Origin of the sequence: Flavivirga algicola (assembly GCF_012910715.1) — a bacterium.
Taxonomy (GTDB): Bacteria; Bacteroidota; Bacteroidia; order Flavobacteriales; family Flavobacteriaceae; genus Flavivirga; species Flavivirga algicola.
Genome location: NZ_JABBHF010000016.1, coordinates 17,930 through 31,222, shown reverse-complemented (window position 1 = coordinate 31,222; position 13,293 = coordinate 17,930). Strand labels below are relative to the sequence as shown.

The window sequence follows — 13,293 nt, the reverse complement described above, 5'->3', positions numbered from 1 at the left end:
TGAAAGAAATTCAAACTGCCACTTTGTCACAAAACGCAAATAAATTGTATCTTTGCACACTTATTGAATGCGTTCAGTTTCGATATATTATGGAGAAAATTATAGACGAAAATAAACAGGGAGAATCACTCATCCTAGAATCAAAAGAAAACAATAAACGCAAACTTTTTATTGAAAGTTATGGGTGCGCTATGAATTTTAGCGATAGTGAAATTGTGGCTTCAATCATGTCAGACCAAGGATTTAATACGACACAGAATTTAGAAGATGCCGATTTGGTTTTAGTAAACACCTGCTCTATTAGAGACAAAGCAGAACAGACCGTACGCAAACGCTTAGAAAAATACAATGCTGTAAAAAGAGCCCACAATCCAAAAATGAAAGTAGGTGTTTTGGGCTGTATGGCAGAACGCTTAAAAACAAAATTTCTTGAAGAAGAAAAAATTGTTGATTTGGTTGTTGGACCAGATGCTTATAAAGACCTACCAAACTTACTGGCAGAAGTTGATGAAGGACGCGATGCTATTAACGTTATCCTTTCTAAAGAAGAAACCTATGGGGATATTTCTCCAGTACGTTTAAACACCAATGGTGTTACAGCTTTTGTTTCCATAACGCGTGGCTGCGACAACATGTGTACTTTTTGCGTGGTTCCTTTTACTCGTGGTCGTGAACGCAGTAGAGACCCACAGAGTATTTTAGAAGAAATAAACGATTTATGGCGTAGAGGTTTTAAAGAAATTACGCTACTTGGCCAGAATGTAGATAGCTATCTTTGGTATGGTGGCGGATTGAAAAAGGATTTTGACAAAGCTAGCGAGATACAAAAAGCCACATCGGTAAACTTTGCAAAACTATTGGACATGTGTGCGAACACACAACCAAAAATGCGCATTCGATTTTCAACATCAAATCCACAGGACTTAACGCTGGATGTTGTTGAGACCATGGCTAAACACCATAATATTTGCAACCATATTCATTTACCAGTACAAAGTGGCAGCGACCGTGTTTTAAAAGCAATGAATCGCTTACATACCCGTGAAGAGTATATGACTTTGATTGATAATATTCGTAAAATCATTCCAGATTGTGCCATCAGTCAAGATATGATCGTTGGTTTTCCTACCGAGACAGAAGAAGACTTTCAGGACACCGTTTCTTTAATGAACCATGTGAAATATCATTTCGGATATATGTTTACCTATTCCGAACGTCCAGGCACTATGGCCGAGCGTAAAATGGAAGACGATGTACCAGAACCTGTAAAGAAAAGAAGACTAGCAGAAATGGTTGCTCTACAACAAGAACATAGCAGAATAAGAACCGAAGCACAGTTAAATACCGTTGTAGAAGTATTAATTGAAAAAGAATCTAAAAAATCGAACCAACAATGGTCTGGAAGAAATCCTCAGAATACAGTCGTTGTATTTCCTAAAGCCCATTATAAAATAGGAGATTTGGTCATGGTAAAAACGACAAGCTGTACCAGCGCAACACTTATTGGCGAGGCTATAGGATATTCTGAAAACAATTAAAAAAGATGGAGAAATTCAACTTTAACAATAAAATATTTTCTCTTATAGAAAATTCTGAAAAAGGAAAAGTGAATTCTGAGACCATATTTAAATATAAACAAGAAGGCAATCTAGTCACCGCCGAATATTATGGAGGCCCCATAAAATATGGTAAAATAATTGCCCATTTAGAAAATAATAAACTTGATATGTTATACCAATGTATAACCACAGAAAGCGAATTAAAAGCAGGAAAAGCAATTGCCAACATAAGTTTAACTAGCAACAACAAAATAAAACTCAAGCTTAATTGGGAATGGTTGGGAAAGAAAAATGAGCGCGGAATTTCTGAATATATTGAGCATTAAAAAAATAATTAATGGAATCTGTACAGTCCATAAAACAACGTTTTGGTATTATTGGTAATACGGCATTACTAAACCGAGCCATTGAAAAAGCCATTCAGGTCGCTCCAACCGATATTTCGGTGCTGGTAACTGGAGAGAGTGGTGTTGGTAAAGAAAGTATTCCCAAAATAATACATCAATTATCACACAGAAAGCACAACAAATATATTGCTGTAAACTGTGGAGCTATACCAGAAGGCACTATTGACAGTGAACTTTTTGGCCATGAAAAAGGTGCCTTTACAGGAGCAACTCAAACCAGACAAGGTTATTTTGAAGTAGCAGATGGCGGTACTATTTTTCTTGATGAAGTGGGGGAACTCCCGCTAACAACACAAGTACGATTACTACGTGTTCTGGAAAATGGTGAGTTTTTAAAGGTAGGTTCCAGTAAGGTTCAAAAAACCAATGTTCGTATAGTAGCCGCTACCAATGTAAATATGTTTGAAGCTATCGACAAGGAAAAGTTCCGTGAAGATCTATATTACAGATTAAGTACAGTAGACATACATTTACCCCCATTGCGTGAGCGACGAGAAGATATCCATTTACTGTTTAGAAAATTTGCCAGCGATTTTGCTCTTAAATATAAAATGCCAACCGTTAAATTAACAGATACAGCTATTCAAGTGCTTGCTAAGCATCGTTGGAGTGGCAATGTGCGTCAGCTTCGTAATATTGCAGAGCAACTATCGGTATTAGAGCAAAATCGTACGATAACAGCAGAAGCACTTAGAGGTTATCTACCAACAACAGGCACCAATTTACCTGCAGTCATTAAAACATCAAAATCTGAAAGTGATTTTAGCAGTGAGCGTGAGATTTTATACAAAGTTCTATTTGATATGAAAGCCGATTTAAATGATTTAAAAAAGCTTACCATGGAACTTATGAAAAGTGGAAACACCAAAGATGTAGAAAAAGATAATGAAGTTCTAATTCAGAAAATATATGGAACCAACAAAGAAGAAGAGGAAACCGTATACGAAAACTCCGTTCCAGAAACAGAAGTATTATCTATACCAGAACATTCAATAGACCCAGAAGAGACCATTGACATTCAAGATAAATATCATTTTGCCGAAGAGATTCAGGAAGAAGAAACCTTATCCCTACATGATAAAGAATTAGAATTAATAAAAAAATCTCTTGAACGTCACAACGGAAAACGTAAATTAGCAGCAGCCGAACTTGGAATTAGTGAACGTACTTTATATAGAAAGATTAAGCAATATGACTTGTAATACTTTAAAACTAGACGTTGAATGAAGTTTTACAAATTAATTATAATCAATATTGGCATATCAATTATTATGTTTGGGTGTAAATCAAAATACACATTTAATAATGTCAATATAGGAAATGCTACGACATTTCAAGTAAATAGTTTTAAAAACAATTCAAATTTAATTGAACCAGGCTTAAATAGAGATTTCACATTATCCTTACAGGAATTGCTATTAAATCAAACCTCGTTGAGTTTAGTAAAAACTGGAGGTGATTTAGTTTATCAAGGAGAAATCACAGATTATAAAATTTCACCGACAACTGCTACATCCCAAAATACTGCAGCTCAAAACAGACTAAAAATAAGTATAAATGTTCTCCATTTTAATAAATTAAAAAAAGACAGTAATTTTGAGCAAACTTTTTCGTTCTTTTATGACTACCCTAGCGATAAACAACTTACAGGAAATCTAAAAAACGAAGCTATTGAAGCAATATTTAAACATATAACTCAGGATATTTTTAACACTACCTTAACTGCCAAATGGTAAAATATAATATAGATCAAGTTAAATACATATGAAAATAGTTAAATACATATTTTTACTAGTAATTACATTAACAATTGTAAACTGCGGCATCTATTCATTTACCGGTGCATCTATATCTCCAGATGTTAAAACATTTCAGGTAAATCGTTTTGAAAACACATCACTATTAATAGAGCCTGGTTTAGAAAGAGATTTTAAACTAGCTCTAGAAGACTTAATACAAAACCAAACCAATTTAGGGTTGGTCCCTTCTAATGGTGATTTAGTTTATGAAGGAGAAATAACAAATTACAGGATTTCACCAACTACGGCGACATCTCAAAACACAGCTGCCCAAAACAGATTGACTATTGGTGTTAAAGTGCGTTTTTTTAATAGGAAGAAAGAAGAAGACGATCTTGAACAGAGCTTTTCATTTTTCTATGATTATCCTGGAAGTTCTCAGCTTGTCGGCAGCCAAAAGACAACAGCTCACGAAGAGATTTTTGAACGTTTGACACAAGATATTTTTAATGCAACTCTAGCCAAATGGTAACCTAATGAATTCAACAGATTTCGCAAACATATTACAGCAACCACAAACCATAACGCATCAACAAACTGAAGCTGTGAAATCTATTATCGATGAATTCCCTTATTTTCAACCAGCTCGTGCCGTATATCTTAAAGGCCTAAAAAACCAAAGTAGTTTTAAATACAACCAAGAGCTTAAAACAACGGCCGCTTATACAACAGACAGAAGTATTTTGTTTGATTTTATTACATCTGAAGCATTTATTCAAAATGAAATCTCACAATTTATAAAGCAAAATATTGCCCACCTAAAAGACATAGACGTTACCGTTGAAGATATTTCGGTAAATAAAAGTGTAAAAATAGACAATACCTTAAAACAACAAATTAAAGACACTATAGGGGTTCTGGATCCATCATTATTTCAACCTAAAGAAGAGCGCCCTAAAAAATCAACAAATTTTGTTTTAGATGAATCTGAATCTATTGAAAAAGTAACCAAAGAAACAAAAACACAAGAGGTTTCTGCTAGCGATATACTAAGTCTGGGCAAACCCCTTCAATTTGACAAAAAAGAAACCCATTCTTTTAACGAATGGTTAAAATTAGCACGCTTTAAACCGATTGAAAGACGTGATGACAAAGAAGAGAAAGAGGAAAACAAAAATCAAGAACATACAGAAATTGATAACGACAAACCTACTTTAGATAAAGCTAAAAAGTTTGAGCTTATCGATCAATTCATTACAAAAAACCCAAAAATAAACCCTTTTAAATCTTCAATTACTAAAGGAAATCTGGCCAAAGCTCAAATGATAAGACCTGAGTCCTTAATGACCGAGACTTTAGCCCGTATTTATGTTGAGCAAAAAAACTATAAAAAAGCAATTCAATCTTATAAAGTTTTAAGTTTGAAATATCCAGAAAAAAGTGGTTTCTTTGCAGACCAAATTAAGGCGATAAAACAATTACAAGAACAAAATAATATAGAATAATGAGTACGTTTACAATATTTTTAGCACTAATTGTAGTAGTAGCATTTTTACTCATAGTGGTAATCATGGTTCAAAACCCTAAGGGTGGTGGATTATCATCATCTTTTGGCGGCGGTGGCACACAACAATTAGGTGGTGTAAAAAAGACAACTGATTTTTTAGATAAAAGTACATGGACCTTGGCAACCCTATTATTAGTTTTAATATTAGCTTCTAATGTAGCAATTAACAGAGGGGGAGAAAACGTAGATTCTAAAGCTTTAGATGAGGACGCAGCAACCACCACTCCTGCTTTGCCTGCTCCATTACCAGCAACTAATGATGCGGCAACTGCAACGCCAGCAGATTCTACAGCAAATTAATTTTGTATAATAAAATGAAACAGAAATGCCAACTTTACCAGTTGGCATTTTTTGTTCCTACCTGTCTGATTAGGCAGGCCTGCAAGTTTGTCAGTTCTTGAGTATTGGCACATTTTTAGTATAACGCTTAAGCGTTAAAAAACTTAAATAATTTAAAACATATAAAAAATGGCATTAAATATTAAACCATTAGCAGACCGTGTTCTTATTGAACCTGCTGCAGCCGAAACCACTACGGCTTCAGGAATTATTATTCCAGATAACGCTAAAGAAAAACCACAAAAAGGAAACGTAGTAGCCGCTGGAAAAGGCACAAAAGATGCCCCCATTACCGTAAAAGTTGGTGACACTGTTCTATACGGGAAATTTGCTGGAACCGAACTTAAATTGGAAGGCAAAGATTATTTAATTATGCGCGAAAGTGACATTTTAGCAATTATCTAAGTAATTGCTTTTATTCCCATTTGCATGGGAATCTCATCAAACAAAAATCAAGTATAAAAAAACAGATTCCTACTAAGGTAGGAATGACAAAAAGTAATTCAAAATGGCAAAAGACATAAAATTTGATATTGAAGCACGCGACGGATTAAAACGTGGTGTTGATGCATTAGCCAATGCTGTAAAAGTAACTTTAGGTCCTAAAGGACGTAACGTAATTATTAGTAAATCTTTCGGAGCACCACAAGTAACTAAAGATGGTGTATCTGTAGCTAAAGAAATTGAGTTAGAAAACCCTCATGAAGATATGGGTGCTCAAATGGTAAAAGAAGTCGCTTCTAAAACTAATGATTTAGCAGGAGATGGTACAACTACCGCTACTGTTTTAGCGCAAGCCATAGTAAAGGAAGGCTTAAAAAATGTTGCTGCTGGTGCTAATCCTATGGATTTAAAACGAGGCATCGATAAAGCTGTTGGTACAATTACTGCAGATTTAGAAAAGCAGTCTAAGCAAGTAGGCAATTCTTCTGAAAAAATAAAACAAGTTGCTGCTATATCTGCAAATAACGATGACACTATTGGAGAGTTAATCGCTCAGGCATTTACTAAAGTTGGTAAAGAAGGCGTTATTACTGTCGAGGAAGCCAAAGGTATGGAAACATATGTTGATGTTGTTGAAGGTATGCAATTCGACAGAGGTTACTTATCACCTTACTTTGTAACCGATGCCGATAAAATGATTGCCGATTTAGAAAATCCATATATCTTATTATTTGACAAAAAGATTTCTAACTTACAAGAAATTCTTCCAATCCTAGAACCGGTGGCTCAATCTGGACGTCCTTTATTAATTATTGCTGAGGATGTTGATGGTCAGGCACTAGCAACTCTAGTGGTAAATAAATTACGTGGTGGACTTAAAATTGCTGCTGTAAAAGCACCTGGTTTTGGTGACAGACGTAAAGCGATGCTAGAAGATATTGCCATTTTAACTGGTGGTACTGTTATTTCTGAAGAAAGAGGCTTCACTTTAGAGAATGCAGACTTAAGTATGTTGGGTACAGCTGAAACGGTAACAGTAGACAAAGACAACACAACTATTGTTAATGGTGCTGGAAATGCTAAAGATATTAAAGCCAGAGTCAACCAGATTAAGGCTCAAATTGAAACAACAACTAGTGATTACGATAAAGAAAAACTACAGGAACGTCTGGCTAAATTGGCAGGAGGTGTTGCTGTTCTTTACGTAGGTGCTGCTAGTGAAGTGGAAATGAAAGAGAAAAAAGACCGTGTTGATGACGCGTTACATGCAACCAGAGCTGCTGTAGAAGAAGGTATCGTTGCTGGTGGTGGTGTTGCTTTAGTAAGAGCAAAATCGGTACTAGAAAAAATAACAACCGAAAACCTAGATGAAGTAACAGGAATTCAAATTGTAGCACGTGCCATTGAGTCTCCTCTACGTACTATTGTTGAAAACGCTGGTGGTGAAGGAAGTGTTGTTATTTCTAAAGTTTTAGAAGGTAAAAAGGATTTTGGTTACGATGCTAAATCTGAAGAATATGTAGATATGCTTAAAGCGGGTATTATCGATCCTAAAAAAGTAACACGTATCGCATTAGAAAATGCAGCCTCTGTTGCTGGAATGATTCTTACTACCGAGTGTGCATTAATCGATATTAAAGAAGAAGCGGCTCCTGCTATGCCTCCTATGGGAGGCGGCGGTATGCCTGGCATGATGTAATCGACTACCTCATCAAATTATATTAAAAGAGGGTGTCTAAAAAGAATGTTCAATGTCATATTGAGCTTGTCGAAATATTTTAAAAGACAGATAATCAATGTTGGTTTCGACAGGCTCAACCTGACAAATCAAATTATAAAGACTTTTTAGACACCCTCTTTTTTAAACTCAGTTTTTATACAATTATCTTAGTTACCTTCAATTATACCACCTTAATGCGTATACAAAGCATATAAGCGTTTGAAAAAAAGCTAATTGATGCAAAAGTTTCTACTCTGTTTTACAAGTACATAATTTAAATAAATCTGATGTTGAAGTCAGTTTATCATCGATTTTCGTTAACGTATGGGTTTGATACCCATCAAAATATTTAATAATAACTTTATCGTCTACAATTTCATATTCTCCTGGCACATCTAATTTACTTCCTAATTCTGGGTTTCGCTTAGCTAATTCGCTTGGAATTAAATCCAAAAACAACTTACCGCCTTCTTTAAATCGTATCACGGAACCAAATTCCCCATTTGATGTCTCACAAGTATATTCGCCACTTAATCCTTTACTACCACATGAAATTATTAATAATAAAATTGGGATGATGATTATTTTTTTCATAAATCGATTTTTAGTTTATTTATTTCTAGAATTTCACATACCAATTACATAAACGTACTTTGATGGTATATATTTCACTTTCAAATGTAACTGTTTTATAATACATCCTCTATAAAGAACTAAAATTTAAATTTCAAAGCCAGCCATTTGACATCATATTTGTTTTCTAAGACAGTCCAATATATCCCTGATTAACTATTGTTCTTGTAATCGAACACAACACTACTTCCTGCTATGACCTTCCATGTATCATGAAATAGTTTCCAGATCCTTATAACTTTATATGTCCCGTTAAGGGAATAATCAAAGTATGTTCCTTTCATTTCCACAACTGCAGAAACAATGGCATTATCTCCAATGATGTTTATGTCTTGTTCAGAATATAAAATCTCACTTATTTTCATATTTCCAGAACTGTATGTTTCCAAATCCATAGCTTTGGTTATAGTCTGTCCACTAGGAATGGTAAAAAACAATGCCTCATGTAATAAGCCATCCAACTTTTGAACGTCATTGGTTTTCATTGCATTCAAAATATCTTGCTCCATTTCGACAATTTGCTTTTTCTCTATTAATTCGGTTCTATTCATTTTAATTAGTTTAACTATTTGGGGGATTAAATACTGAAGTTATTTCAATTTCTCTCGGATGGTAATCCATTCCGATTCTTATTTCTTCAGCTTTGTCTTTTCCTACTAACTTTTCACATACATATAAGCCTAAATCCAAAGAAGAAGCCACTGCTCCTGCTGTAATGATATTATTATCGTCTACTATTCTGCTTTTAACAACCTTTTTACAATATTTTTCTAATAATTTATATGTATTAAAATTAGTTGTAGCTACTCTTTCTTTTAAAAACCCAGCAGCACCCAGCAACAAGCTTCCCGTGCAAATGGAAACAATATACTTACATTTTTCAGCTGTTTTCAACCATGCCATAAATACTTCGTCAAACCGCAATGCTCTTGTGCCATAGCCTCCAGGAACCACTATCATATCGTATTCGGACAAGTCTGGCTTAACTTTATCAATAATAATTTCAAGACCAAAACTATCCTTTATTGATTTTTCAGCAGCACACAAATCCCATTCAAGATGCTCTATAAACCCTTTTGTCTTTATATTCTTTATTGGGTCATAGAACCCTACAAAGTCTAAAAGCGTTATTTCGTTAAATAAGATATAGGCTATTTTCATTTTTTACAGCAATAATGTTCAATGCTTTTGAAATTAACTGATTAACAAAACTCCTTAAACACATGAAGTCTAAACAAATGGTTAAGCTTTTAAAATTTTAACACTCAGTTTCAATGTTAATGACTATCCTTTTTATGATCTTCATCTTCTTTATGATTGTCAATAATATCCCTGTCTCGATATCTACAACAAGGATGCACCGTAGCATAAGCTTCATCTGTAGCTTTTAACTCTTTAGTATCATGGCCAACAGCCAAAATACTTTTTTGTATGGTTTTTAAATCCGTTTTACGCGCATCAAAAATCAGTTTTAATTCATGAGTTTTTACATTCCACACAGCAGATTTTACGCCTTTGGTATTTAAACATGCTTTTTCTATACGGGTTTTACACATTAAACAAACACCATCTACTTCCATTGAGGCTCTGGCATTTTTATTTTGTGCAAACGCTGCTGTTGCTATTATTATAGTTAATACTGTTATTAATTTTTTCATGATTTATGTTTTTATTATTTGTCTCATCCCTGCGAAAGCAGGAATCTTTTAAATTGAAACTTAATTACTATAAAGTGGATTCCTGCTTTCGCAGGAATGACAATTCATAAGATTCATTCCCGTATTCTCGAGAATTAAATTCTAAACCGCAATCCCGCATAATACAAGCTCCCAAAAATAGGGCCATATACAAATGTGGTATCAAAATTCGATCCAAAAGGATCATCGGCTCCCAAAACCGGATTCGATTGCCTTATATTGGTGATGTTTTCACCTCCTAAATATACTTCAAATCTGGGAGAAAACACTTTGGTTATTTGCGCATTTAAAGTCCCTAGTGTTGGCGTGTGTTTTGGCAATTGATATTGAATTGGGTTTGCAACAGTCGATGAAAAACGTTGTTTCCCCAACCAATTAAACGTCGCATCAAATTTCCATTGTTGACCACCTCCCTGTTTAGATGTCTCATAAGATGCATTGGCAAATAAACGGTGCGTCGGTATTAATGGTTTTGATAATTTTCCAGAATTATAATCTGTTTTTACATCGTAATATTTGTAGGCCATCCGCAAATCGAAACGTTCAAATATATTATAATTAAGCTCTACCTGAAAGCTATTGGCATAGCTATCCCCTTCTAAATTATAGAAACTCACCTCTTGTGGGTTTTCATAATCTACCACCACCTGATTTTTAAAATCGGTTTTATAATAGTCTAAAGTAACATCTGCTTTTCTTCCAAAAAGGTTGAAGCCCTGTAAATAAGACACGCCATAATTCCATGCAATTTCTGGGTCTAAGCCATAAATATTCCCATTAGCGTTTACAATATTAATACTTCTTGAGGTAGAGAATAACTGCTGATTTTCGGCAAAAATATTAGCACTGCGTTTTCCGCGACCAAAAGATGCCCGTAATGCCGATTTCTCCCAAAGCGTATAACGCGCATGAAAACGAGGTGTTATAAATGTGCCCAATAAGTTATGATCATCAATACGCACACCAGCCGTTAAATTAAGTTTTTCTAAATTATCGTAATTGTATTCAAAAAATGCTCCCACAGATTTTTCGGTTCTTTCATAATCTGCCATGTTGACAAGTTCATCATAATGGTCGTAAGTATAACTAATCCCTGTTTTTATTTTGTGCCTGGAATCACTAATAATAGAATTATAAATCGCATTGGCATACAAGCTATTATGTATAATATCGTATTGGTTCAATCCAAAATAAGAATCCTGTTTATGACTACTAAATGCTGTTTGAATCCCTAAACTTTGATAAGGGATTTCAGGATTCACATAACCTAGCTTAGCCGATACTTCATAGCGCCTCGTATCGATTTCACTTCCCCAAACTTCATTTCCGTTCAATATATCATTAGGTGACAATCTATGGGTATCTGGATTAAAATCAAGCTCCCCTGTTTGTTTTTCATCATTCAGAAATTTCAGATTAATAAAACTCACAAACCCCTTTTCGGTATTGGTATACTGCCATCGGTTCATCACATTAATTTGATGGTACTTGGGCATATCCATAAAACCATCATGATTAACATCGTGCTTTTTATTATGTGCGTTTCCATGCAAATACAGCCCTGTATACCATTTATCATTCACTTTTGTATTTATATGGGTATTTAGCTCTAAACGCTCACTCGAAGCACCATACAAGTTCACAAACAACTTATCGTCTGTTGCAGGCTTTACCAATTCAGCATTTATTTGCCCTGCAATACTTTCGTAACCATTGACCACACTTCCTGCCCCTTTAGTAATTTGAATGCTCTCTACCCAGGTTCCTGGTATAAAACTTAAACCAAAAGCCTGTGAAGCGCCACGTATGGAAGGAATATTTTCGGTAGCAATCAATATATACGGACTGTTAAGTCCCAACATCTTTATCTGTCTTGTTCCTGTAACCGCATCTGCAAAATTCACATCGATAGACGGGTTAGTTTCAAAGCTCTCCGAAAGGTTGCAACACGCCGCTTTTAACAATTCATCACTACTCACAGTAAACACATTGGTAGCTTGTAGATAAGACTTGGCTGTAGCCTGCTTTCTGGATGTTACAGTTACCGCATCTAAATTATCGGTTGGCCGTAACCAATGTTTTATGGTTTTAGGTTCTGAGACTGTTATCGTATCTGTTTTAAACCCTATATAACTAATCACTAATTTTGTGTAATTCTTTTTATAAGGAATACTAAAGGTCCCGTCGACATCTGTTACTGTTCCAACAGATGTATTCAACCAAAAGACATTAGCTCCTGGCAAGCCTATAGCCTGTTTTTTTTCATTTGCTTCCATGATAACACCGGTAATTTTATCTTGAGATACCATGAGCATTGGAAGCATTAATAATATATAGAATATGTTTTTCATTTAATTGTAGGCCTTAATTAACATAATAACAGCCATAACAATCATGATGCTATTCTCAATAAACGTTGCTTTGGTCATGGGAAGTTTTAAAGCGGTTCCCAAACAAGCACATTGAATCGTTTTCTTATTTAAAAGTGTTTTGGTAACTCCTATGGTGGTTATTCCCAAAATTACCAACGTAATGAATAAGGCTACTGGAATTTGGATACGCATTAAAAACATGACTCCTAATGACAATTCAATAAATGGGTATAGCCAACCATAAATTGGTATGACTTTCGCCAAAGGATCATACATTTTAAAAGATTCTGGAAAGCCTTTTAAATCCAATAGTTTAAAAAAGCTAAAAACAATGTAGAAAAGCCCCATAAAATCGAGCATAAAACCTGCTCCGTTCCATGGTCTATAATTTATTAAGACAGCTGCTACTGTAATGTATCCAAAAATTAAAAAAAGAGGAAACAACTGCTTAAGCTCAGATTTCTTTTCTACAGTGGTTGAAGCCAACATCCTTTCATTAGACGTTTTTTTCTCTGAAATTGAATATTTATCCGATAATGTATTTTGCAATTCACTTACAGGAATATGGCTTGACATTTCTATAAGCGCTTCCGCTTTTTCTAAATTTACTATTACACTTAATACATTATCAATAGTGTTAAGTTTATTTTCTACTGAAGTCTTGCAGCCGTTACAGGTCATACCCGTAACTGTATATGTGTGTTTCATGATTTATTTTGAAAAATTAATAATTTGTACAATTTCCAATACAAGTGGATTCTTGTCTTCACTTCGACAAGCTCTGCGCAAAACGCAGGAATGACAAATATTAATAAA

General features: G+C 34.6%; 15 protein-coding genes. 9 read left to right on the top strand and 6 right to left on the bottom strand.

All coding sequences use genetic code 11. The features are described 5' to 3' along the window. Positions 1-89 precede the first annotated feature (89 nt). From miaB to groL, 9 genes are all read left to right on the top strand, one after another. Positions 90-1,538: a tRNA (N6-isopentenyl adenosine(37)-C2)-methylthiotransferase MiaB gene (gene miaB, locus HHX25_RS20065; protein ID WP_169677131.1), complete on the top strand. Its 1,449-nt coding sequence runs from the start codon at positions 90-92 to the stop codon at positions 1,536-1,538. Positions 1,539-1,543: 5 nt separating this feature from the next. Then, the gene (locus HHX25_RS20060) at positions 1,544-1,885 is read left to right on the top strand and encodes a hypothetical protein (RefSeq protein ID WP_169677129.1); all 342 of its coding nucleotides are present in this window, start codon (positions 1,544-1,546) and stop codon (positions 1,883-1,885) included. Between the two features lie 11 nt (positions 1,886-1,896). Then, the gene (locus HHX25_RS20055) at positions 1,897-3,168 is read left to right on the top strand and encodes a sigma-54-dependent transcriptional regulator (protein ID WP_169677126.1); all 1,272 of its coding nucleotides are present in this window, start codon (positions 1,897-1,899) and stop codon (positions 3,166-3,168) included. Positions 3,169-3,189: 21 nt separating this feature from the next. Further along, positions 3,190-3,702 (top strand): LPS assembly lipoprotein LptE, encoded by a 513-nt coding sequence (gene lptE, locus HHX25_RS20050; RefSeq protein ID WP_169677124.1) that lies wholly within the window; start codon positions 3,190-3,192, stop codon positions 3,700-3,702. Positions 3,703-3,730: 28 nt separating this feature from the next. Next, positions 3,731-4,237, top strand: coding sequence for an LptE family protein (locus HHX25_RS20045; RefSeq protein WP_169677122.1), 507 nt, complete (start codon positions 3,731-3,733; stop codon positions 4,235-4,237). 4 nt (positions 4,238-4,241) lie between these two features. Continuing rightward, on the top strand, positions 4,242-5,210 hold the full coding sequence (locus tag HHX25_RS20040; RefSeq protein ID WP_169677120.1) for a hypothetical protein: 969 nt from the start codon (positions 4,242-4,244) through the stop codon (positions 5,208-5,210). Further along, on the top strand, positions 5,210-5,572 hold the full coding sequence (secG, locus tag HHX25_RS20035) for a preprotein translocase subunit SecG (RefSeq protein ID WP_169677118.1): 363 nt from the start codon (positions 5,210-5,212) through the stop codon (positions 5,570-5,572). The genes HHX25_RS20040 and secG overlap by 1 nt, the downstream gene beginning before the upstream one ends. Positions 5,573-5,740: 168 nt before the next feature. Next, positions 5,741-6,016, top strand: coding sequence for a co-chaperone GroES (locus tag HHX25_RS20030; RefSeq protein ID WP_169677116.1), 276 nt, complete (start codon positions 5,741-5,743; stop codon positions 6,014-6,016). Between the two features lie 103 nt (positions 6,017-6,119). After that, positions 6,120-7,754 carry a chaperonin GroEL gene (gene groL / locus HHX25_RS20025; RefSeq protein ID WP_169677114.1) on the top strand — a complete coding sequence of 545 codons (1,635 nt, stop codon included), beginning with the start codon at positions 6,120-6,122 and terminating at the stop codon, positions 7,752-7,754. A 270-nt stretch (positions 7,755-8,024) separates the two neighbouring features. On the opposite strand, the gene HHX25_RS20020 is transcribed toward groL, so the two are convergent. The 6 genes from HHX25_RS20020 to HHX25_RS19995 all read right to left on the bottom strand — a co-directional run bounded on the left by HHX25_RS20020 (position 8,025) and on the right by HHX25_RS19995 (position 13,185). After that, entirely contained in the window at positions 8,025-8,369 is a 345-nt protein-coding gene (locus HHX25_RS20020) for a hypothetical protein (protein ID WP_169677112.1), read from the bottom strand. Positions 8,370-8,560: 191 nt separating this feature from the next. After that, positions 8,561-8,959 (bottom strand): nuclear transport factor 2 family protein, encoded by a 399-nt coding sequence (locus tag HHX25_RS20015; protein ID WP_169677110.1) that lies wholly within the window; start codon positions 8,957-8,959, stop codon positions 8,561-8,563. A 10-nt stretch (positions 8,960-8,969) separates the two neighbouring features. Then, a complete protein-coding gene (locus HHX25_RS20010; RefSeq protein WP_169677108.1) occupies positions 8,970-9,569 on the bottom strand; it encodes a DJ-1/PfpI family protein in 600 nt (199 codons plus the stop codon). Between the two features lie 116 nt (positions 9,570-9,685). Beyond that, positions 9,686-10,066 carry a heavy-metal-associated domain-containing protein gene (locus tag HHX25_RS20005; RefSeq protein ID WP_169677106.1) on the bottom strand — a complete coding sequence of 127 codons (381 nt, stop codon included), beginning with the start codon at positions 10,064-10,066 and terminating at the stop codon, positions 9,686-9,688. Between the two features lie 134 nt (positions 10,067-10,200). Further along, a complete protein-coding gene (locus HHX25_RS20000) occupies positions 10,201-12,456 on the bottom strand; it encodes a TonB-dependent receptor (protein ID WP_169677104.1) in 2,256 nt (751 codons plus the stop codon). Further along, a complete protein-coding gene (locus HHX25_RS19995; protein ID WP_169677102.1) occupies positions 12,457-13,185 on the bottom strand; it encodes a heavy-metal-associated domain-containing protein in 729 nt (242 codons plus the stop codon). Positions 13,186-13,293: the final 108 nt, after the last annotated feature.

Coding starts and splice junctions, on each gene's coding strand:
- miaB (WP_169677131.1), top strand. CDS start 90: ATGGAGAAAATTATAGACGAAAATAAACAGGGAGAATCACTCATCCTA.
- HHX25_RS20060 (WP_169677129.1), top strand. CDS start 1,544: ATGGAGAAATTCAACTTTAACAATAAAATATTTTCTCTTATAGAAAAT.
- HHX25_RS20055 (WP_169677126.1), top strand. CDS start 1,897: ATGGAATCTGTACAGTCCATAAAACAACGTTTTGGTATTATTGGTAAT.
- lptE (WP_169677124.1), top strand. CDS start 3,190: ATGAAGTTTTACAAATTAATTATAATCAATATTGGCATATCAATTATT.
- HHX25_RS20045 (WP_169677122.1), top strand. CDS start 3,731: ATGAAAATAGTTAAATACATATTTTTACTAGTAATTACATTAACAATT.
- HHX25_RS20040 (WP_169677120.1), top strand. CDS start 4,242: ATGAATTCAACAGATTTCGCAAACATATTACAGCAACCACAAACCATA.
- secG (WP_169677118.1), top strand. CDS start 5,210: ATGAGTACGTTTACAATATTTTTAGCACTAATTGTAGTAGTAGCATTT.
- HHX25_RS20030 (WP_169677116.1), top strand. CDS start 5,741: ATGGCATTAAATATTAAACCATTAGCAGACCGTGTTCTTATTGAACCT.
- groL (WP_169677114.1), top strand. CDS start 6,120: ATGGCAAAAGACATAAAATTTGATATTGAAGCACGCGACGGATTAAAA.
- HHX25_RS20020 (WP_169677112.1), bottom strand. CDS start 8,369: ATGAAAAAAATAATCATCATCCCAATTTTATTATTAATAATTTCATGT.
- HHX25_RS20015 (WP_169677110.1), bottom strand. CDS start 8,959: ATGAATAGAACCGAATTAATAGAGAAAAAGCAAATTGTCGAAATGGAG.
- HHX25_RS20010 (WP_169677108.1), bottom strand. CDS start 9,569: ATGAAAATAGCCTATATCTTATTTAACGAAATAACGCTTTTAGACTTT.
- HHX25_RS20005 (WP_169677106.1), bottom strand. CDS start 10,066: ATGAAAAAATTAATAACAGTATTAACTATAATAATAGCAACAGCAGCG.
- HHX25_RS20000 (WP_169677104.1), bottom strand. CDS start 12,456: ATGAAAAACATATTCTATATATTATTAATGCTTCCAATGCTCATGGTA.
- HHX25_RS19995 (WP_169677102.1), bottom strand. CDS start 13,185: ATGAAACACACATATACAGTTACGGGTATGACCTGTAACGGCTGCAAG.